Origin of the sequence: Pseudomonas sp. N040, assembly GCF_015637705.1 — a bacterium.
Taxonomy (GTDB): Bacteria; Pseudomonadota; Gammaproteobacteria; order Pseudomonadales; family Pseudomonadaceae; genus Aquipseudomonas.
In genome coordinates, this window is the sequence record NZ_JADOBE010000002.1 from 104,708 (window position 1) to 124,168 (window position 19,461).

Consider the following 19,461-nt stretch of genomic DNA (forward strand, 5'->3'; position numbering starts at 1 on the left):
TGTAGTCTCCTTGGCTTTACCGGTGATGGGTGGCGCATGCCGCGACAGGCACGGCTCGACGCAGGCAAGTACGGTTGCTCGAGAGTAAAGGGATAGCGCGCGCTTTTATTGTTTATCCGAGCCAAGTTATTTAGTATCCGAGACATGAAGAGAACACCGGCAATAACCGCCTATCACTCCCGCGCGGAGTCGCTGTATGGCATCGTCGAGGTGGCTGTCGCGCTTGGTCGCGAGCCGCAGCTGGACGCCATGCTGCAACGCCACGGTTTTTCCCGCGGCCTGCTGGCCGATCCCGAAAGCCGGATTTCCTTCAATGCGCTGTGCCAACTGCACGAAGACTGCGCCGCCGAATGGGATTGCGCGGATTTCGGCCTGCGCCTGGCGCGCATCCAGAACCTCAACATTCTCGGCCCGGTCGGCCTAGTCGCACGCCTGAGCGACAACGTCGGTGCAGCACTGAAGGCGCTGGCTGACCGCATGAGCATCCATTCCACCGGCTACACCGCCAGCCTCGACGAGGGTGACAGTGCCAAGGGCCGGCCGGCCTCGATCAGCTTCCTGCCCAGGCCCGGCTCGCAATCGGGCCGGCAAATCCAGGAACTGTCGCTGGGCATCGCACGCAACATCCTGGTCATCGCTACCGGCCAGGCCGACTTCCGGCCCCTGCGCGTCGACTTTCAGCATCCGCCGCCGGCCGACCCGGAGCCGGCCAGGCAGTTCTTTGCCGCGCCGGTCAATTACGCCAGGCCCGGCAACACGCTGTACTTCGACCCGGCCCTGCTGGCGCTGCCCACCGCCATCCGCGACACCGCTTACGCGCCGATCATCAACGCCTACCTGGAGCAGATCCGGCCCAGCGTGGAGAAGGACATCCTGGCCTCGACGCGGCAGCTGATCGGCAAGCTGCTGGCCACCGGTCGTTGTTCGCGCGAGCACGTGGCCGACTGCCTGCACCTGCATCCACGCACCTTCCAGCGCCGCCTCAGCGATGCAGGCGTGACCTTCAACCAGTTGCTGGATGACTATCGCAAGACCCTGGCCATGGATCTGCTGACACAGCAGGACCTGCCCCTGATCCAGGTTGCCGATGTGCTCGGCTATGCCGACCAGAGCACCTTCAATCAGGCCTTCCGGCGCTGGACCAGCAGTACCCCGATGAAATTCCGCGCCGCGCAAACAGCCCGCTGAGTGGTGCCGCAGCAAGCGCCAGCCAGCCGCCGCGCGCAACCAGCCACAGCCGGGCAGCAGCGTGCTGGCGGCAAATGCCAAACTTATGGCATGTCTTCACAATCCAGCCGGCGTGATCTCGGGTTTCATGCAGCGATCCTCATCCTCGCCTGCTGAAGACATTCCCGAATGAACCCGAACACCTCGTTACCACTGCCCCTGAACCAGATAGCGTTCTCGGTCATCGACCTGCGCCGCACTGAAGCCTGGTGGCGCGAAGGGCTGGGCTTTCTGCCCGCCGGTGGCAATCGCCTGCTGTTTCGCGGCCCGCTGATCTCGGCCATCCAGAATGTGCCTGGCGCGGCCATGACCTGCTGGTGCCTGCTCGGACGCAACGACTGGAGCCAGATCGAGATGTTCCAGTACGAGTCACCCACCTCGAAGCTGCTGCCGACCGACTTCAAGCCCAACGACATCGGCTACACCCGCTGTGGCGTCTGGGTGGCGGACTTCGACTCGGCTCTCGCGCGGCTGGCCCGCCTGGACACGCGACCACTGGCGCCCCCCATCGGCAGCCTTGGTCAACGCCGCGTCTGCGTGCGCAACCCGGACGGCGTGTATGTCGAACTGATGGAAGCAGACCCGCTACCCGCACAGAATCGCCTGGGGCGCCAGGACTGCCCGGTGGCATTGCGCTATGTCAGCATGTCCACCCCGGACATGGCCCGCTCGCTGGCCTTCCTGGTCGACGGCCTGGGCCTGGCGGAACTGGACACCCAGCTGCATGACGACGCGCACGAGGCCCTCTGGGGGCTGGCGGGTGCCCAGTGCACGCGCCGGGTACTCGGCGGCCCCAGCCTGCTGCTGGAGGTCGTCGAATACCAGCAGCCCAGGGGCCAGCCGTGGCGCCAGGGTTATCGGGTCTGTGACCAGGGCATCCTAAACATCTGCTTTGGCGATCCGCTCAACCGCCACGGGGTGAATGCCATGCACCAGCGGGCGCTCAAGGCCGGGGCCAGAGCAAACTCGCGGCCGATCCACACGCTGCGGGCGGGCTGCGTCTACGCCAACGACCCGCTCGGGTTTTCCTACGAATTCATGTGGGCGGCGCCCGGACGCGGTCACCGCAACTACGGCTTCAGCGTCCTGCCGGTCAACCGGCGCCCGCTGCCGGACAACCAGCGCGCCGGCAGCAGCCTGGTGATCAACGCACCGGCCGCCGAGCTGTTCCAACTGGTGAATGACAACGCGGCGCTGAGCCGCTGGTCGGGGCTCGGCCGTTTCGCCCAGATCGCCACGCCCTCCGGCGCCGCATGCGGTGTGGGTGGCGAGCGCAGCGTGGCGACCCCGCTGGGCACCCTGCGTGAGCAGATCACCGCGTGGCAGCCCGGGCACTGCGTGCGCTACCGGATTGTCGGCAGCCGGCTAATGCGCAATCACCAGGGCCTGATCAGCCTTGCGCCGGAGACCGGTGGAACCCGCGTGACCTGGATCATCCGCTTTCGCTGCGGCATCCCCGGACTCGGCGGCCTGCTGCGGCGGGTCATGCAGGGCAAGCTGGAAAAAGCCCTCGCCGGCCTGCAGCAATACCAGGCCAGCCACCCCAAACAGCACTGAATAACCCGTCAGGCGCCCGCAGAGCCTGGCTCGCGGGCCTTCCACAGGCCTCAGGCAGACGTGGCACTTCCCCCATGCTCCTCGGGAGGATGACCGGACTGCTTGCGATACTCCTGGGGCGAACAGCCGGTCCAGCGGCGAAACGCCCGCGAAAAGGAGCTGGGTTCGTTATAGCCGAGCATCAAGGCCACATCGGTCAGCCGATAGGCCCCCTTGCCCACATATTCCAGCGCCAGCGCCCGCCGCACATCCTCGACCAGATCGCCGAATTCCAGGCGCTGTTCGCTCAGGCGCCGTTGCAGGGTGCGCACGCTCATGCCCAGCGTGTCGGCAATATTCACCAGCCCGCTGCGGTTGCTCTCGAGCCCGGCAGCGATGGCCTGTGAGACATCGACCAGCAGGGAGTCCGACTCGTACTTTTCTTTCTGCGACTCGAGAAAAGGTTGCAGCGCCTTGAACAGCCGCCGATCCGCGGTAACTATCGGCATCTCCAGTACCGACTTGTGGATGTACAGGCCGCTCACCGGCTGCTCGAAATACAGCGGGCAACCGAAGAACTCGCGCAGCGGCCCGGTATCAGCCGGCCGCTGATGGGTGAAGTCAACCCTGAGCGGGGTCAGCCGGCTGCCGGTCACCTCGCGCCAACTGGCCAGCATCAGCGACAGGATGTATTCCGAATACTGGCGACTGAGGCTGGTGGCCGGGTCGGCAAGCCGGTAGGAAACGAAGATCTGGCCAGCGCTCTCTTGCACCTCAACCTGCTCGATTGTCCCGCGCACGATCAGATAGCGGCTCAACCCGTACTGGGTGTCACCCAGCTTGTCCAGGCTGCGCAGCGCCTGTCCGAGCACCCCCAGGTCGGTGGACAGCGTCTGCTGGCCGATGTGCAGCCCGACCGAGTCATCCGCCTGCGCCGCCAGCTCCAGCAGCAACACCATCTGCGCGGTAAAGCACTCGTATTCGGAATCGGTGAAGAAACCCTCATCGAGCCCCGCCTGGGCAATGTAGGGTCGAAGGATGTCTGCAAAGCGGCGGAATATCCTTTCTGGCCGAGCATTATATTTTTTATTTTCAGCTGACATTTTCCATCTCTTGAACATCTAGCAGCCAATGCTGCATTCGGCACGCGCACGCGGCAGTTGGACCCATTCAGATTCAGGCAGGCAGCAGGCTTGCGCGGGCAGAGCTCGTCTGCGTCCAGCCGGGCGAAACCACCAGGCCGCACCGATTGTTGATCGGCGCAGTATGCCCCCCACCTGACATCAAATGCCAAGAAGTTGGCACGAAATACCCAGCACCCGCAGCCACCTTTCAGAAGAATACCCATCCACAACTGGCGGGGCAAAGGCTGTCCGGTTCCGCTGTGAGTGCCAGGTACCACCAACACCACTTCATGGTGATTTACGGTGGCGGTCAATGACTGCCACCGTTTTTTTCTAATGAATACAAGCCCTGTCAGCTACGCAGTTGCAGGGCATCAGGCTGACCGACAGAGCGGGTCGCGTAAGCCCCGGCTCTTAAAACAATACCCACAAAACTGTCAGGTACTTGGTTTGGCAATACAACTCCATCAATCAGCGACCCTGATGTTCCCAGAACCCGGCAAGGCATCCGTCCGGGTCCCAGGCAGCGTGTGCGAAGCATCAAGTTTCCGGGCGTTCACCGGCATTGGCCAGCACCTGCGGGTGCGCAGCGGGCGCAAACAACAGAGGTTGTTCCAGGCTGCGCCGGGACTGGGCGGTAATTCATTTTTTTGTCCGAAACACTACAGATTTCCCCGCTTCACGACCCTAGTGTTGCGCCTGAGCAAACGCTCAGCTGCATGGATAGCCACAGGGGGCGCCCAGCACCCCGGTCAGGTTAATCCACCCAACGCCACCGCGTTTGTCCATCCATTTCAGCCTGCAGAGCAGCGCATGGCCTGTCTCTTCATGTCGCGCCATGCACGCTACAGATCCCTCATTCGCTTCGACAGATGTGCGCAATAACAGCACCAACGTATCCATGCCTGGATGCGCCAGCAGCAAATTTTTTTTGAACCCGTCACAAAAACCAGGTGAGTAAGCACCATGAAGAAAAACAAGAGTCAAACCGTCAACCTGCGCCGGGGGCTGTTGGCCTCGGCCGTGCTGGCAGGAATGGGGCTGTCCTCCGCCCAGGCCCTCGAGCTGGATACCGGTAACAGCGACTTCGCCGTCCGCTTCGATAACACCATCAAGTACAACTACGGTGTACGCACCGAAAGCGCCGATAAAACCATGTTGGCTACGCCAAACAGTAACGACGGCGATTACAACTTCCGCAAAGCCGGCACCAATATCACCAATCGCGTCGATCTGCTGACCGAGTTGGATGTGGTGTACAAGCAAAACATGGGCTTCCGCGTCAGCGCCGCCAGCTGGTACGACAAGGCCTATGCCAACACCGGTTCCAATTCGAATCCGTTCGTCAATGGCAATGATTCGGCAACAGGGTTGGTCGCGCCTCACCCGGTGAATGCTGCTGTGACTGCGGATGATATCGGCTACGGCAGTTCGCATTTGAGCAACTATGCCCAGCGTTATTACAGCGGCCCATCCGGCGAGATTCTGGATGCCTTCGTGTTCTACAGCACCGAGGTGGGTGAGGAGTCCTTGCTCAGCGCCAAGGCCGGCCAGCACAACATCTTCTGGGGTGAGACGCTGCTCAACCCGGTGCATTCGGTCAGCTACGGCCAGTCCGGCCTGGACCTGGCCAAGCTGGCAGCCTCCCCCGGCACCGAAGCCAAGGAGCTGTTTGTGCCGCGCAATCAGTTTTCCACCAGCTTCATCGTCAATTCCGAGCTGACCCTGGCTGGCCAGTATTTCTTCGACTGGGATGCGGCGCGCCTGGCGGAGGCCGGCACCTATTACGGCGCCAATGATTCGGTGGGCTTTGGCGCGAAATCCAATTTACTTGGTAGCACCAATCTGAACCCGCTTACTGGACAGGCTACTCCGGGGACAGTCGGTTGTGGTCTTTTGCCCTGCGCGGCTCAACTCAGTGTCCGCCGCGGCGACGATATAACCCCGGACGACAGCGGTGACTTCGGCCTGATGGCCAAGTGGTCGCCGGAGTGGCTGGATGGCACCTTGGGCGTCTATTACCGGAAAACTTCGGACATCCTGCCCCAGGCGGTATTGGATGGTAATAGCCTTGCCGCACCGACTCCTCTTCCCGTGGCCAACTTGCTGAACTCGACTGCGAATGCCTCTTACAGTTTTGCCTATGCCGAGGATATCGATATCTATGGCCTCAGCCTGTCGAAGAACATCGAAGGGGTCAGCGTCGGGAGCGACCTGAACATCCGTCACAACATGCCGCTGGCCAGCATTGCCATGGTGGTCAGTCCGGGTCTTGCCGCTGGCTTTCCGTCTATCGCCCTGCCGGCCCGTACTCCCGAGACCGGCGTGGTGACGGCAGTACCGGGGCACAGTTACAGCGCCACCGGCGATACCCTGCACTGGACCCTCAACGGCCTGACCACCTTCGCCGACACACCGCTGTTCGACTCCGCGGTGCTGCTGGGCGAGTTGTACTACAGCAACCTGCTGAGCATGAACAACACCAATTCGGCGCTGTACAAGGGTAACGACAGCTACCGCGGGATTGACAAGGCGGACCGCGATAACGTCGGTGTCGCAGTCAACTTCACTCCCACCTGGTACCAGGTTTCACCGGGGGTGGACATGACCATGCCGATGGCGATCAACGTCGGGATCGACGGTAACTCGCCCGTCAGCGGTGGCGGCGCCAAAGACACTGGCAACTATTCGCTAGGCGTGGGCGCGCAGATCTACAACCAGTACTTCGTTGACCTGAAATACGTGGACTCCTTCGGCAAGACCAACAAGTGCAAAACCAGTGGCTATGGCACGGTTGCCGGCAGTGGCGACGGTGCGGCGCCGGGGGCGTTCAGCAATGCCGAGAACTACTCCTGCTATGCCGGCGGCTACTCATCCTTCTCCGGCCCGGGAGCGGCTCTGGAAGATCGCGGCGCTGTTTATCTGACCCTCAAGACCACCTTCTAAGTAAGCCCCATGGCGGGGTCCGGTCCACAGGGGCCCGCCATGAACTGACTATTGCGCAGGAGAACTATCAAGATGAAATTCGTGCAAACTCTGCTGGCTGCCTCTCTGGCAGTCGCCGTTACCGGCTTGGCCAACGCGGCCGTATCGCCGGAAGAAGCGGCCAAGTTGGGCACCAGCCTGACACCTACCGGTGCTGAAATGGCCGGTAACGCTGATGGTTCTATCCCGGCCTGGACGGGTGGTCTGACCACCGCGCCGGCCGGCTTCACGCCTGGCGAGTCCTACCGACCCAACCCCTACGCTGGGGAAAAACCGCTGCTGTCCATCAGCGGCGCCAATGCCGCCGAACACAAAGAGCACCTGACCGCAGTCAGCCAGGAACTGCTCGCGCGCTACCCCAGCTACCGCATCGATCTGTACCCGAGCCACCGTAGCGCCGTGCTGCCCCAGGCCAATCTGGACAACACCCTGAAGAACGCGACCAACGCCAAGTCGGTCAACGAAGGTCTGGCGGTGGAAAACGTGCTGCCTGGTGTGCCCTTCCCGATCCCGCAGTCGGGCAACGAGGCCATGTGGAACCATCTGCTGCGCTACCAGGGCCAGACCATCGGCAACAAGTACGACAACTACAACGTTGACGGCTCCGGCGTGGCAACCTTGGCCACCACAGGTGAAGGCTGGGTGAACTACCCGATCTACGAGGACATGAACAAGCCGATCTCCGGCAAGGACATCTACTACCGGATCAAGATCAGTTTCAAAGCCCCGGCTCGCCGTGCCGGCGAAGCGACCATGGTGCAGGATGCCGCCAACCCGCTGGTACAGCCACGCCGCGCCTGGCAGTACCTGCCTGGCCAACGCCGGGTGAAACTGGCTCCGGAGCTGGCCTACGACACGCCAAACCCGGGTTCCGCCGGCGCCTCAACCTATGACGACGCCTTCGTCTTCGCCGGCGCGATGGACCGTTACGACTGGAAGCTGCTGGGCAAGAGGGAGATGTACGTCCCCTACAACTCCTACGACATCACCTACATCAAGGATTTGAAACCACTGGTCACCGCCAAACACATCCAGCCGGACCTGGTGCGTTGGGAGAAGCATCGCGTGTGGGTAGTGGAAGCAACCCTGAAGCCGGGCAAGCGCCACATCTACCACAAGCGCACCTTCTACCTCGACGAAGACAGTTGGATCGCCCTGGCCTCCGACGAGTTTGACGCCCGCGGCGGGCTGTACCGTGGTTCCTTCGCCTTCACCACCCAGAGCTACGACGCCAAGGTGATGGACGCGACGCCGCACATGATCTACGACCTGGTAGCCGGCAGCTACAGCGTCTCCGGAATGGGCGGCCCTTACGGTGGCATCCGCTACCTGCCGAACCTGTCCAAGGCACAGTGGACTCCTGATGCGTTGGCCGGCGCTGGCATCCGCTGATAATCGAGTTGTCCTGATCGATGCGTGACCGGCTGGCTGCTGGTGTTGCTGTTCATCTGGAACATGGTCGGCGCGCTGGTTCTGTTGCCCGCGATTGCCTCCCTGCTGATGACCAGCAAGAACACCCGCTGAGCGAAGCGCGCTGCCCGGGCACTCGGCTGAAAGCCAGTCCCGGGCGCAATGCCCGACACCTTTCACGATACTCGATCACCCCCTCCCCGCCGCACAATCGGCAACCGCGCCTTGCCGGGCCAGTATCTGGCTGGAGTACTCCCAGGCGGCAGCAGCTGCCTGGCGACGACCTGTCCCGGCAGGCGCATTCGGCCGGTCGCACGGCAGACCTGACAAGCCTGGCCTGGACCTGCGAAGATGGCGGCAAGCAGCACCGCCTGCACGCCACCTGCGGCCCGGGAACACGCCATGATCGAACTGCACAACATCAGCGCCTGCCAGCAGCAGACCCGGGTCTTCGAGGGGCTGTCGCTGGCGATTGGCGCGCACGAGCGCGTGGCCATCCTTGGCCCCAACGGCGCCGGCAAGAGCACCCTGCTCAAGCTGCTCAACCGCGAGCTCTATCCAGTGCAGCAGGCCGACAGCTGGCTCAAGCTGTTCGGCAGCGACACGGTGAACCTGTGGCAACTGCGCAGCCGCATCGGCTTCGTCTCGCAGGACCTGCAGGAGGATTACACCCCCTACACCAGCGCGCTCGAGGTGGTCATCTCGGGGTTTTTCGGCGCCATTGGCAGCCATGCGCACCTGCAAGCGACAGCGGCGCAGGTGGCCCGGGCCAGGGCACTGATGGAGCAGATGGGCATCGCCGGCATCGATGCGTGCATGTTCCAGCGCCTCTCCACCGGGCAGAAGCGCCGCCTGCTGCTGGCGCGGGCGCTGGTGCACAACCCGCAGGCACTGATTCTCGACGAACCCGCCAACGGCCTGGACATGGGCGCCGGCCTGGCCCTGCTGAGCCTGCTGCGCAACTTCTGCGGCAGCGGCCACGCCATGCTCATCACCACCCACCATATCGACGAGATCATCCCGGAGATCGAGCGCGTGGTACTGCTGCGCGAAGGCCGCATAGTGGCCGATGGGGCCAAGGCCGAGATCCTCACCAGCGCGCAGCTGTCGAGCCTCTACCAGACCCCGCTGCGGGTGACCGAGCAGGACGGCTGGTATCGCTGCTGGCAGGGCTAGCAGGCCACCCGCTGCAGGCACTCGCTACCGGCGGACCGCCACGCATGCCGCGCAATGGCCACCTGCAGTGTCTCCAGGGCGTGCTCCAGACGGCGCTCCAGTTCCGGCGCGAGTAGCACGCACTCCTCCAGTGCGCGCACCTGTACTACCTCGGCGAACACGCCGGGCAGCACCGTTTCCGCCTGCAGTGCCGCGAGCACCGGCCGCAGCGCCTGGTCCAGCGCCAGTTCCTGGGTGCGGCTGCCGGCGCTGGCGATGGGCAGTATCACCTTGCCCTGCAGGGCACCGGCGGGCAGCAGGTCAAGCAGTGCCTTGAGTGCCGCGGAAAACGAGGCATTGCAGATCGGCGAGGCAATCAGCAGCGCATCCGCCCGCGCCACCTGCTCGCTCAGGTGCCGCACCGCCGGACTGTGGACGCGCACCTGCAGCAGGTCCTCGGCAGCGAAATCCGCCACCTGGAAGCGGTGCAGTGCGGCACCCTGCCTTTGAAGCCAGAATTCGGCGTGCTCGAGCAACGCCGCGGAGGGGGACGTCCGGCTCGGGCTGCCGGACAGGCTGACAATCTGCATGCTGCGCTCCTAGCGATTGGGTTGCGGGGTGAGCCGCAGGTACGGTTTGACTGCGCGGTAACCGAGCGGGAAACGCTGGCGGATTTCTGCCTCGTCCTTGAGCGAAGGCACGATCACCACCTCGTCACCGTCTTTCCAGTTCCCCGGCGTGGCGACCTTGTGGGTATCGGTCAGTTGCAACGAATCGATCACCCGCAGGATCTCGTCGAAGTTGCGGCCGGTACTCGCCGGGTAGGTGATGGTCAGCCGCACTTTCTTGTGCGGATCGATGATGAACAGCGAGCGCACCGTCAGGGTGTCGTTGGCGTTCGGGTGGATCAGGTCATACAGCGTCGAGACCTTGCGGTCTGCGTCGGCAATGATCGGGAAATTGACTTCGGTGTTCTGCGTTTCGTTGATGTCGGTGATCCAGCGCAGATGCGACTCAACCGGGTCGACCGACAGCGCAATCACCTTGACCCCGCGCAAGGCGAACTGCTCCTTGAGCCTGGCCGTCAGGCCCAGTTCGGTGGTGCACACCGGGGTGAAGTCAGCCGGGTGCGAAAACAGCACGCCCCAACCGTTGCCCAGCCACTCGTGAAAGCGAATGCGGCCGGTGCTGGAGTCCTGTTCGAAATCGGGGGCGATATCGCCTAGGCGAATACTCATGCTCATGCTCTCCTGAAAAAATGAAGGAGCCGCCGCAGCGGCCCCGGACTGTTACAGCACACTCAGGGTGTAATTGACGCTCAGGCGGGTTTCATCCTGGTCTGCGGTACTGGTGTTGCCGCGCTGCACACCGTTGCGCACGGTGAAGCCAAGCCCTTTGAGCGGCCCGTCGGCCAGCACGTAGTCGAGGCGCAGATCGCGCTCCCACTCTTGCTTGTCACCCGTGGATGAAGCGATGTTGTCGCCGGACAAGTAGACCGCGCTGGCTTTCAGGCCATTGATGCCGAGCGTGGAAAAGTCGTAGGCGTATTGCGCGACCCAGGTGTTCTCTTCGGAATTGGCGAACTTGCCGATCAGGCTGTCGGTGATCAGGTAGGTGGTGGCACCGTCACCCTGGTTCAGGTAGGGGAAGTTGCTGTCGCCGTTAAGCTCCTGGTAGCCGGCACTGATGGCGTGACCACCAATGCCGTAGGTAAACAGCGCACTCCAGGCATTGTTGTCGACTTCACCCTTGTCGCTGTCGCCAGTGGCCCAGTAGCCGCTGCTGTTGTACCCATCGGCACGTCCGGAAACGCTGGCATTCTTGCCTTGGGAGGCACTGTTGAAATAGCGCAGATCGGATTTCAGCGTTCCGCTCCCCAGCGCCAGGCTATGGGTCAGACCGAGAAAGTTCTGCTGATAGAAATCCTCGAGGCCACCGTAGTAATACTGCACCAGCAAATCCTTGCTGAGCTTGTAGTCCGCGCCGCCAAACCAGAACTCGTTGACGAACTGGCCAGTCTGGGCATTGTTGGCACCGCTGATCGACAGCCCGGTATCGTTGCTTGAACTGCGGCCCTTGGCCTGTTCCAGCTTGCCGCCGACCAGGGTCAGATCGGTGATGGCGCTGGAAGACAGCTGGCCCCCTTCGAAGGTTTGCGGCAGCAGGCGGCCATCGTTGTAGACCACCACCGGCAATTTCGGCAGCAATGTGCCAACGCGCCCTTCGGCCTTGCCGGCCAGCGACACCTTGCCGGTCAGGCCCAGGCTGCTGAATTCGTCAACGGCCTTGCCCTCGGAATCGGTCGGAAACACGGTGCCGCTGAACTTGCTGCTGGTCGGGTTGTAGTGGGTGCCCTTGCCGGAATCAAGCTTGACCCCGAGCAAACCCAACGCATCGACTCCGACGCCGATGGTGCCTTCGGTGAAACCCGAGGCGTAGTTCAGCGCGAAGCCCTGGCCCCATTCTTCCTGGGTGTTGGCGTCCTGATTGCGGGTGTCCTGGTTGATGTAGAAGTTACGCAAGCCCAGGGTGGCCTTGCTGTCTTCGATGAAACCGGCTGCTCCAGCCTGTTGGGCGATTGCGCCAAGCGCGATGGCCAGTGGCAGGTGTTGGTATTTCATGCGTCAAGCTCCAAATGCAGGTGATGGCTGTGTGTGACTCTGCAGTGGGGCTCGCTGCCCGGCTTATCTGTACCGGGTCATGCTGGTATGCGGTTGAGCCCCATCATTGGGCTCGGTGCGGAGGTCCGCTGTCGGCTTGAAGCGGACTTTAGGCGAGCTTGATAATCTCTCAAAAGAATTGTTTATTACTTTTTAATATCATTATGGAATATGTCATTGCGACCCCTGCCTCCAGGGCGATCGCATAAGCTAATTCCATAAAAGTATTTAATTTGATTTTTTTAGATCGTTACCATTGCATCCAGCGGACGACCGGGGCAACCGGAAACCCGCCTTCAGGCACAGTGAAAACCCGGCCTGCGATGGCCCGGCACGGCAAGCAGCGTGGCAGGACCGTCGCAGAGGCTGTATGCGCAGTTCCCGCAGCGCGGGTGAGCATTCCGCGTCTGCCTTCCACGCCTACATGACCGCAGCCAGCCTGATTCAGGGGTTGCCCCGGCTGTACTGCAGCACACCAGCACTACCCAGCAACTTGCTCCCGACTGGACCACCAGAGGGCCGGCCACTGCCAACGGGCCGCGGCCGACAACCACGGCAAAACTGCCGCAACGTGCCAGCAGAGCACGCCCTCATCCGATCCACTGTCAGGAGTTGTCCACCATGTCCATCCGCCCCTTTACCCTCGCCACCCTGACCAGCGCACTGCTTGCAGCGTCGGGCAGCGCCATGGCCACCAATGGTTATTTCGCCCACGGTTACGGGGTCAAATCCCAGGGCATGGCCGGAGTCGGTTATGCCCTGCCCCAGGATGCCCTGGCGGCTGCCACCAACCCGGCCGGCACAGCACGCATCGGCAATCGCCTGGATGTCGGCCTGACCGTGTTCAAGCCCGATCGCCAGTCGGAAATCGAAGGCAACGTGCTCGGCCCGGGTTTCTCCGCCGACGGCGATTTCGACGGCAATGACACCGACCTGTTCTACATCCCCGAATTCGGCTACAGCCGCGAACTCGACGAGCGCCTGAGCGTCGGCCTGGCGGTCTACGGCAATGGCGGCATGAACACCGACTACAACGACAATCCGTATGCCGCCTACGGCAGCTCGGGCAGCGCCGGGGTCGACCTGGCGCAAGTATTCGTCACCCCCTCGCTGGCCTTCAAGCTTACCGAGGCGCACGCCTTCGGCATCGGCATCAACTACGCCTACCAGCGCTTCGAAGCCAAGGGCCTGCAGGCCTTCGAGGGGCTTTCCGGGTCGCCGGCGAATGTCACCAACAACGGCCATGACGATTCCGACGGCTGGGGCCTGCGCCTGGGCTGGAACGGCCAGCTGAGCGACAGCCTGACAGCCGGCATCGCCTGGTCATCGAAGATCAATACCACCCGCTTCAAGGACTACGAAGGTCTGTTCGCGCATGCCGGCAGTTTCGACATTCCGGAGAACTACGGCATCGGCCTGGCCTGGCAGGCCACCCCGCAACTGACCCTGGCCGCCGATGTGCAGGAAATCCGCTACGGCCAGATCGACTCGGTGGCCAATCCGCTGTCCCTGCTGACGCCGGGCAATCCACTGGGCGGCAACAACGGCGCCGGCTTCGGCTGGGATGACATTACCGTGTACAAGCTCGCCGCCAGCTACCAGTTGAACCCGCAACTGACCCTGCGCGGAGGTGTCAGTCATGCCGAACAACCGGTGCCCAGCGACCAGACGTTCTTCAACATCCTCGCCCCCGGTGTGGTCCAGGACCACTTGAGCCTCGGTGCCACCTACGCGGTTTCCGCCAACGGTGAAATCAGCCTGGCCTACACCCATGCCTTCAGCGAAACCGTCAATGGCCACGACTCGATCCCACAAAACTTCGGTGGCGGCGAAGCCAACCTGAAAATGAGCGAGGACATCCTCGGCGTCGCCTACGGCTGGAAGTTCTGAGCCACCCGCAAGCCGGCGCGTGCCAAGGGAACGCGCCAGGCCATCCGGTTAACCCGCAAAGCCAGGGTATGCGCAGGGGTCACGGACACGGCGCCGCCAGCGAAGCCATGTCGATGACGAAGCGATAACGCACGTCGGCGCGCTCCAGGCGCTCGAAGGCCTCGTTGATCTGCTCCATCCCGATCATTTCGCAGTCCGGCAGGATGTTCTTGCGCGCGCAGAAATCGAGCATTTCCTGGGTTTGCTCGATGCCGCCGATCAGCGAGCCGGCGATGTTGCGCCGGCCCATCAGCAGCGGCACGCTGCTCAGTTCGGCCAGCGGACCGACCTGGCCGACCAGCACCAGGGTGCCGTCGACCTGTAGCAGCGGCAGGTAGGGGTTGATGTCGTGCTTGACCGGAATGGTGTCGATGATCAGGTCGAAACCGGCCGCCGCCGCGGCCATCGCCCGGGCATCGGTCGACACCAGCAGGCGCTCGGCGCCCAGGGCCAGGGCATCGCTTTGCTTGTCCGCACTGCGGCTCAGCACGCTGACCTCGGCCCCCAAACCAACGGCCAGCTTGACCGCCATGTGGCCGAGACCGCCAAGGCCGAGCACGCCGACCCGGCTGCCGGGGCCGACTTTCCAGGTACGCAGCGGCGCATAGGTGGTGATCCCGGCGCACAGCAGCGGTGCCGCGCGCGCCAGATCCAGGCCCGCCGGCACCCGCAGGACGAACTCCTCGCGCACCACCATATGCCTGGAATAGCCGCCCAGGGTGTTTTCCCCGCTCAGACGGTCGGGCGCGTTGTAGGTGTCGGTGCGCCCGTGCAGACAGAACTGCTGGTCACCGTGGTGGCAGTGCTGGCAATCCAGGCAGCTGTCGATCATGCAGCCCACGGCGACGGCATCACCGATTTTGTAGCGCCTGACCGCACTGCCGACGGCGATAACCCGACCGATGATCTCGTGGCCCGGGACCATCGGGTAGCGGCTGATGCCCCAGTCGTTACGGACATTGTGCAGGTCGGAATGACAGACGCCACAGTAGAGGATCTCCAGCGCAACATCCGCCGGGCGCAGCGCGCGGCGCTGCAGTTTGAACGGCGCGAGCGGCGCACCGGCACTCTGGGCGGCATAACCGATGGTGAACATGCAAAGACTCCTTGCAGCGCGTTGCCGAAAAATACGGGAGCCGCGACCCGCGCGCTGGTCGAGGCGGTGTGAGCGAACCGCAATAACGGCCCTGCCAGCTGTTCAGTGTTCCGCGGCAGGCACCACGCCGCGGCACACGCCTTTCTTCATCTTGCCGACCACCGCCAGGCGCAGGTCGCTGGTGGGGGTGATCCGGCAGGCCAGCACCGTGCCGCCGGCCTGCTCTTCGGCGCTGACGTGCGCCCGGCTCATGGCCTTTGCCGCGTAGCTGCCGGTCAGCACCTGCACCTTGCATACCCCGCAACCGCCGCCACGGCAACCGAGCGGAATACCGCGCCGGCCGAGCCGCGCCATGCCATCGAGCAGCGACTCCTGCTCGTCGCAGCCGTACTGCTCGCCGGTATCCTCGATCACCACCTGATGCTTCATCGCCAGCCCTCGCTATCGGCTACAGCCCGAGGGCCTCGAGGCCCGCCCTGGCGCAGATTTCATCCTGCGCCTCGGTGCCGCCGGAGACCCCGATGCCGCCCAGACAGACGCCATCGCGCAGGATCGGCAGGCCACCGCCAAGCACCACCAGTCGCGGTCGGGCGGGAATGCCGAGGCGCAAGCGCTCGTCGCTGCCGATCCGCTGCAGCCACTCGCCGCTGGCAAAGCCGAAGCTGGCGGCGGTATAGGCCTTGTCGATGGCCAGGCCCTCGGAATGCAGGAAGGCGCCGCGCATGCGCAGGTAGGCCAGGGTATTGCCGTGCTGATCGACCACCGCCGCATTGACCCGGATGCCCAGGCGTTCGGCGCGGCTCAGCGCCGACTCGACCGCCAGCGCGGCACCGACCCAGCCGAGGCTGGCGGCTTCCGCGCAGAACAGTTCTTCGCTGCTCATGCGGCACTTCCGGAACTGGCGGCGCGGGCACGGATTTCCTGCTCGCGCAGCAGCGCCGCGCTCTGCCCGCCGATCGACCAGTCCTGCGCCTCGACACGGATGCAGCGGCCGCGCACCCCGCTGCGCTCGACCGCGAGGGTCTCCACCAGCAACTCGGTAAAGCCGCTGAGCAAGGCCTGACGCTCGTCCAGCGGCCGGCCTTCCAGCACGATGAACTCGAAGAACGGCGCCGGCAGGCCGTTGACCTCGCCGGCCACGGCGAACTCGTCGGGCGCATGCAGGCTGATCAACGCGCGCACCCGCTCCAGCGGCGCGCGCAGCACCTGGCTGTACAGCCGGGAAGCGCCCTGGAGCAGGCGGACCTTTTGTTCGGCAGAGCAATGGCCTTCGACCAGATGGAACGTCACGACTGGCATATTGATGATCTCGACTGGATGGCCGACTAACCGACCGCAAACACCTCAGGGCAAACCGCGGCGGCGGCCGGAATCCAGCATCAGGCTGGAACCGGTCAGCGCATCGGCCTCGGGCGCCAGCAACAGGCTCACGGCCCAGGCCACTTGCGCCGGCGTGGTGAAGGCGCCGAGCGAGGACTCGGCACACATCTCCTGCAACACTGTCTCGGCACTCACGCCGCGCTGCCGGCCGCGGTCGGCGGCGACGCGGTGCAAGCGTTCGGTGTCCGCCGGCCCCGGCGCCAGCAGGTGCGCGGTCACCCCGCGCGCGCCATAGGCCAGGCTCAGCTGGCGCACGGCATTCACCAGCGCGGCATTGGCGATCCCGGCGGAGGCCGCATAGGCCGTTGGCTCGAAGCCGTAGTGGCCGCCGATCGCGACCAGCCGCGAGCCCCTGAGCAGGTGCTCGTCCACCGCGCGGGTCAGGCGCAGCAAACCGCCGACCTTGATATTCACCGCATCCACCAGCGCCGCGGTGGGCGCCGTGAGAATGCCACCCACCACCGCCACCCCGGGACCGTGCACGACCATGCGTACCGGCCGATCGAGCAGCCCGCGGATCTGCGCCACCGCCGCGTCACTGGCGATGTCGGCGACGCAGGGAATAAGCCCGGGATGCAGGCCGGCGAGCTCATCCAGCGCCACGGCGCTGCGCGCCACCGCCACCACATCCACGCCGCTGGCGCACAGCCGGGCGACAATCTGCCGGCCGAAGGCGCCGCTGGCGCCGACCACCACCGCCAGTTCCTTGCCCGTGCTCATATCCAGCCTCCGTTGCAGTGCGGGCATGCCGTACCGGCGCCCGCGGCGTTCAGGCGGGCAGCGGAATGCCGCGTTCCCGGGCCATGGTCATGGCGGTGTCCGGAATCATGTCTTCCTGGCCACCGATCATTTTCTTGCGCCCCAGCTCAACCAGGATGTCGCGCGCCGGAATGCCGAACTGCTGGCTGGCGCGCTTGGCATGCAGCAGGAAGGTCGAGTAGACGCCGGCATAGCCGAGGGTCAGCGACTCGCGGTCGACCCGCACGATGTGCTCCATCATCGGCACGATGATGTCTTCGGCGACGTCCATCAGCTTGAACAGGTCGGTGCCAGTCTCGATGCCCATGCGCTCGCAGACCGCGGCGAACACTTCCAGCGGCGTGTTGCCGGCACCGGCGCCCAGCCCGGCGACCGAACCGTCGATGCGGCTGGCGCCGGCCTCGATCGCGGCAATCGAGTTGGCCACGCCCATGCCCAGGTTGTGGTGGCCGTGGAAACCGATCTCGGTCTCCGGATTCAGCACCTCGCGCAGGGCACCGATCCGCGCCCTGACATCCTCGGGCAGCATGTAGCCGGCGGAGTCGGTGACATACACCGTGTGCGCGCCATAGGACTCCATCAGCTTGCCTTGTTTGGCGATGCCGGCGGCATCGTTGAGGTGCGCCATCATCAGGAAGCCGCTGGTGTCCATGCCCAGCTTGCGCGCATAGGCGATGTGCTGCGGCGAGGTATCCGCCTCGGTGCAGTGGGTGGCCACGTGCACGCTGCGCGCGCCGCAGTCGTAGGCCGAGTGCAGCTCGGCCATGGTGCCCAGGCCGGGGATCAGCAGCACCGAGACCTTGGCCTGCTGCATCAGCGGGGCTACCGCGCTGATGTATTCCTCGTTGCTGTGCGGGGCAAAGCCGTGCTGCAGCGAATTGCCGCCCAGCCCGCCACCGTGGGTGACCTGGATGTACGGCACACCGGCGGCATCCAGCGCGGTGGCGACCTTGACCATCTGCGCGACACTGATCTGCTCGCGCTTGGCGTGCATGCCGTCGCGCAGGCACATGTCATGCAGGATGACCTTGCGGCCCTTGAGGCTCGAATTGCTGGACTGGTTCATTACGCGACCTCCGCGGCTTGCAACTGGATGGTGCCGGCGAGGATTTCCTCGGCGAACATTTCGGCGGTACGGGTGGCGGCCGCGGTCATGATGTCCAGGTTGCCGGCATAGGTCGGCAGGTAGTCACCCAGGCCGGCGACTTCCATGAACACCGAGATCTGCTTGCCGTCGAACAGCGGGCCGTTGACCAGCCGGTAGCCCGGCACATACTTCTGCACCTCGCCGATCATCTGCAGGATCGAGGCGGAAATCCGCGCCCGGTCCGGCTCTTCGCTGGTCAGGCAGGAGATGGTGTTGCGCATCATCATCGGCGGCTCGGCCGGGTTGATGATGCACAGCGCCTTGCCCTTGCGTGCCCCGCCAACCTTTTCGATGGCGCGCGAGGTGGTGTTGGTGAACTCGTCGAGGTTGGCGCGGGTGCCCGGGCCGATCGACTTGGAGGCCAGGCTGGCGACAATCTCGGCGTAGTCGACGGCCTGGATGCGCGAGATGGCATTGACGATCGGGATGGTCGCCTGGCCGGCGCAGGAGATCATGTTGACGTTCATCTCCAGCTTCTGCGCATGCTCGCGCAGGTTCACCGGCGGCACGCACAGCGGGCCGATCGCCGCCGGGGTCAGGTCGATCATCAGCACGCCGAGGGCGTTCAGCTTGCGGCTGTTCTCCGCATGCACATAGGCGCTGGTGGCATCGAAGGCGATCTGGATGCCGTCCTCGAGGACGTGCGGCAGCAGGCCGTCGACGCCTTCATGGGTGGTTTTCAGGCCCATCTCGCGGGCCCGCAGCAAGCCTTCGGATTCGGGGTCGATACCGACCATCCACACCGGCTCCAGCACCGGGCTACGCAGGATCTTGTAGATCAGGTCGGTGCCGATGTTGCCCGAGCCGATGAGTGCACATTTGATCTTCTTCATGCCTGCTGTCCCCTCTTCGCGGCGCGCTGGGCCATGGTGATACCCGCAACATAGAACTCGTCGCCGGCGTGTTCGGTGATCAGAATCCGCACGGTCTCCGGCGCACACTCGAGGCTCTGGCAAACCGCTTCGGTCACGGCTGCCGCAACGCGGCTCTTCTGCTCGGTGGTACGGCCTTCGGCCATGTGCATTTCGATAATGGGCATGCATGCCTCCTCAA

18 protein-coding genes are annotated in these 19,461 nt (G+C 64.0%); 6 read left to right on the top strand and 12 right to left on the bottom strand.

The genetic code is table 11. The annotated features are described in order from the left end of the window. Positions 1-144: 144 nt before the first annotated feature. Together ISX93_RS03335 and ISX93_RS03340 are read left to right on the top strand one after the other, a co-directional pair. Positions 145-1,188: an AraC family transcriptional regulator gene (locus tag ISX93_RS03335; RefSeq protein ID WP_195777293.1), complete on the top strand. Its 1,044-nt coding sequence runs from the start codon at positions 145-147 to the stop codon at positions 1,186-1,188. Positions 1,189-1,356: 168 nt separating this feature from the next. Beyond that, complete coding sequence (locus ISX93_RS03340; RefSeq protein WP_195777294.1) at positions 1,357-2,784, top strand: SRPBCC family protein; 1,428 nt, start codon at positions 1,357-1,359, stop codon at positions 2,782-2,784. A gap of 50 nt (positions 2,785-2,834) precedes the next feature. Here ISX93_RS03340 and ISX93_RS03345 read toward each other — a convergent pair whose 3' ends face one another. Further along, positions 2,835-3,866, bottom strand: a complete 1,032-nt coding sequence (locus ISX93_RS03345) for an AraC family transcriptional regulator (RefSeq protein ID WP_195777295.1) — start codon at positions 3,864-3,866, stop codon at positions 2,835-2,837. 987 nt (positions 3,867-4,853) lie between these two features. On the opposite strand from ISX93_RS03345, the gene ISX93_RS03350 reads away from it, so the two are divergent. The 3 genes from ISX93_RS03350 (at position 4,854) to ISX93_RS03360 (ending at position 9,458) form a co-directional block, all read left to right on the top strand. Beyond that, positions 4,854-6,833 (top strand): DUF1302 domain-containing protein, encoded by a 1,980-nt coding sequence (locus ISX93_RS03350; RefSeq protein ID WP_195777296.1) that lies wholly within the window; start codon positions 4,854-4,856, stop codon positions 6,831-6,833. A 72-nt stretch (positions 6,834-6,905) separates the two neighbouring features. Continuing rightward, entirely contained in the window at positions 6,906-8,264 is a 1,359-nt protein-coding gene (locus ISX93_RS03355) for a DUF1329 domain-containing protein (protein ID WP_195777297.1), read from the top strand. A gap of 420 nt (positions 8,265-8,684) precedes the next feature. Continuing rightward, complete coding sequence (locus ISX93_RS03360) at positions 8,685-9,458, top strand: ABC transporter ATP-binding protein (RefSeq protein WP_195777298.1); 774 nt, start codon at positions 8,685-8,687, stop codon at positions 9,456-9,458. On the opposite strand, the gene ssuE is transcribed toward ISX93_RS03360, so the two are convergent. From ssuE to ISX93_RS03375, 3 genes are read right to left on the bottom strand one after another with little or no spacing between them, the layout of a single operon-like run. Beyond that, on the bottom strand, positions 9,455-10,027 hold the full coding sequence (gene ssuE, locus ISX93_RS03365; RefSeq protein ID WP_195777299.1) for an NADPH-dependent FMN reductase: 573 nt from the start codon (positions 10,025-10,027) through the stop codon (positions 9,455-9,457). The two genes, ISX93_RS03360 and ssuE, sit on opposite strands and share 4 nt — an antisense overlap. 9 nt (positions 10,028-10,036) lie before the next feature. Further along, complete coding sequence (locus ISX93_RS03370) at positions 10,037-10,675, bottom strand: peroxiredoxin (protein ID WP_195777300.1); 639 nt, start codon at positions 10,673-10,675, stop codon at positions 10,037-10,039. A gap of 51 nt (positions 10,676-10,726) precedes the next feature. After that, a complete protein-coding gene (locus ISX93_RS03375) occupies positions 10,727-12,058 on the bottom strand; it encodes an OprD family outer membrane porin (protein ID WP_195777301.1) in 1,332 nt (443 codons plus the stop codon). Between the two features lie 660 nt (positions 12,059-12,718). Here ISX93_RS03375 and ISX93_RS03380 point away from each other — a divergent pair. After that, a complete protein-coding gene (locus ISX93_RS03380) occupies positions 12,719-13,987 on the top strand; it encodes an OmpP1/FadL family transporter (protein ID WP_195777302.1) in 1,269 nt (422 codons plus the stop codon). A 79-nt stretch (positions 13,988-14,066) separates the two neighbouring features. On the opposite strand, the gene ISX93_RS03385 is transcribed toward ISX93_RS03380, so the two are convergent. The 8 genes from ISX93_RS03385 to ISX93_RS03420 form a co-directional block, all read right to left on the bottom strand. Next, positions 14,067-15,122: an NAD(P)-dependent alcohol dehydrogenase gene (locus ISX93_RS03385; protein ID WP_195777303.1), complete on the bottom strand. Its 1,056-nt coding sequence runs from the start codon at positions 15,120-15,122 to the stop codon at positions 14,067-14,069. Positions 15,123-15,224: 102 nt separating this feature from the next. Further along, positions 15,225-15,551, bottom strand: a complete 327-nt coding sequence (locus ISX93_RS03390) for a 2Fe-2S iron-sulfur cluster-binding protein (protein ID WP_195777304.1) — start codon at positions 15,549-15,551, stop codon at positions 15,225-15,227. Positions 15,552-15,570: 19 nt separating this feature from the next. Further along, positions 15,571-16,005 (bottom strand): GlcG/HbpS family heme-binding protein, encoded by a 435-nt coding sequence (locus tag ISX93_RS03395; RefSeq protein WP_195777305.1) that lies wholly within the window; start codon positions 16,003-16,005, stop codon positions 15,571-15,573. Further along, positions 16,002-16,421: a tautomerase family protein gene (locus ISX93_RS03400; RefSeq protein ID WP_195777306.1), complete on the bottom strand. Its 420-nt coding sequence runs from the start codon at positions 16,419-16,421 to the stop codon at positions 16,002-16,004. Before ISX93_RS03400 ends, ISX93_RS03395 begins: the two co-directional genes overlap by 4 nt. Positions 16,422-16,466: 45 nt before the next feature. Continuing rightward, complete coding sequence (locus ISX93_RS03405) at positions 16,467-17,222, bottom strand: SDR family oxidoreductase (protein ID WP_195777307.1); 756 nt, start codon at positions 17,220-17,222, stop codon at positions 16,467-16,469. A 49-nt stretch (positions 17,223-17,271) separates the two neighbouring features. Further along, entirely contained in the window at positions 17,272-18,327 is a 1,056-nt protein-coding gene (gene dmpG, locus ISX93_RS03410) for a 4-hydroxy-2-oxovalerate aldolase (protein ID WP_195777308.1), read from the bottom strand. After that, entirely contained in the window at positions 18,327-19,241 is a 915-nt protein-coding gene (locus ISX93_RS03415; protein ID WP_195777309.1) for an acetaldehyde dehydrogenase (acetylating), read from the bottom strand. Before ISX93_RS03415 ends, dmpG begins: the two co-directional genes overlap by 1 nt. Beyond that, positions 19,238-19,447: a tautomerase family protein gene (locus ISX93_RS03420; RefSeq protein WP_195777310.1), complete on the bottom strand. Its 210-nt coding sequence runs from the start codon at positions 19,445-19,447 to the stop codon at positions 19,238-19,240. The genes ISX93_RS03415 and ISX93_RS03420 overlap by 4 nt, the downstream gene beginning before the upstream one ends. Between the last annotated feature and the right edge of the window lie 14 nt (positions 19,448-19,461).

Coding starts and splice junctions, on each gene's coding strand:
- ISX93_RS03420 (WP_195777310.1), bottom strand. CDS start 19,447: ATGCCCATTATCGAAATGCACATGGCCGAAGGCCGTACCACCGAGCAG.
- ISX93_RS03405 (WP_195777307.1), bottom strand. CDS start 17,222: ATGAGCACGGGCAAGGAACTGGCGGTGGTGGTCGGCGCCAGCGGCGCC.
- ISX93_RS03340 (WP_195777294.1), top strand. CDS start 1,357: ATGAACCCGAACACCTCGTTACCACTGCCCCTGAACCAGATAGCGTTC.
- ISX93_RS03395 (WP_195777305.1), bottom strand. CDS start 16,005: ATGAGCAGCGAAGAACTGTTCTGCGCGGAAGCCGCCAGCCTCGGCTGG.
- ssuE (WP_195777299.1), bottom strand. CDS start 10,027: ATGCAGATTGTCAGCCTGTCCGGCAGCCCGAGCCGGACGTCCCCCTCC.
- ISX93_RS03375 (WP_195777301.1), bottom strand. CDS start 12,058: ATGAAATACCAACACCTGCCACTGGCCATCGCGCTTGGCGCAATCGCC.
- ISX93_RS03335 (WP_195777293.1), top strand. CDS start 145: ATGAAGAGAACACCGGCAATAACCGCCTATCACTCCCGCGCGGAGTCG.
- ISX93_RS03345 (WP_195777295.1), bottom strand. CDS start 3,866: ATGTCAGCTGAAAATAAAAAATATAATGCTCGGCCAGAAAGGATATTC.
- ISX93_RS03370 (WP_195777300.1), bottom strand. CDS start 10,675: ATGAGTATTCGCCTAGGCGATATCGCCCCCGATTTCGAACAGGACTCC.
- ISX93_RS03350 (WP_195777296.1), top strand. CDS start 4,854: ATGAAGAAAAACAAGAGTCAAACCGTCAACCTGCGCCGGGGGCTGTTG.
- ISX93_RS03355 (WP_195777297.1), top strand. CDS start 6,906: ATGAAATTCGTGCAAACTCTGCTGGCTGCCTCTCTGGCAGTCGCCGTT.
- ISX93_RS03360 (WP_195777298.1), top strand. CDS start 8,685: ATGATCGAACTGCACAACATCAGCGCCTGCCAGCAGCAGACCCGGGTC.
- ISX93_RS03385 (WP_195777303.1), bottom strand. CDS start 15,122: ATGTTCACCATCGGTTATGCCGCCCAGAGTGCCGGTGCGCCGCTCGCG.
- ISX93_RS03400 (WP_195777306.1), bottom strand. CDS start 16,421: ATGCCAGTCGTGACGTTCCATCTGGTCGAAGGCCATTGCTCTGCCGAA.
- ISX93_RS03390 (WP_195777304.1), bottom strand. CDS start 15,551: ATGAAGCATCAGGTGGTGATCGAGGATACCGGCGAGCAGTACGGCTGC.
- ISX93_RS03415 (WP_195777309.1), bottom strand. CDS start 19,241: ATGAAGAAGATCAAATGTGCACTCATCGGCTCGGGCAACATCGGCACC.
- ISX93_RS03380 (WP_195777302.1), top strand. CDS start 12,719: ATGTCCATCCGCCCCTTTACCCTCGCCACCCTGACCAGCGCACTGCTT.
- dmpG (WP_195777308.1), bottom strand. CDS start 18,327: ATGAACCAGTCCAGCAATTCGAGCCTCAAGGGCCGCAAGGTCATCCTG.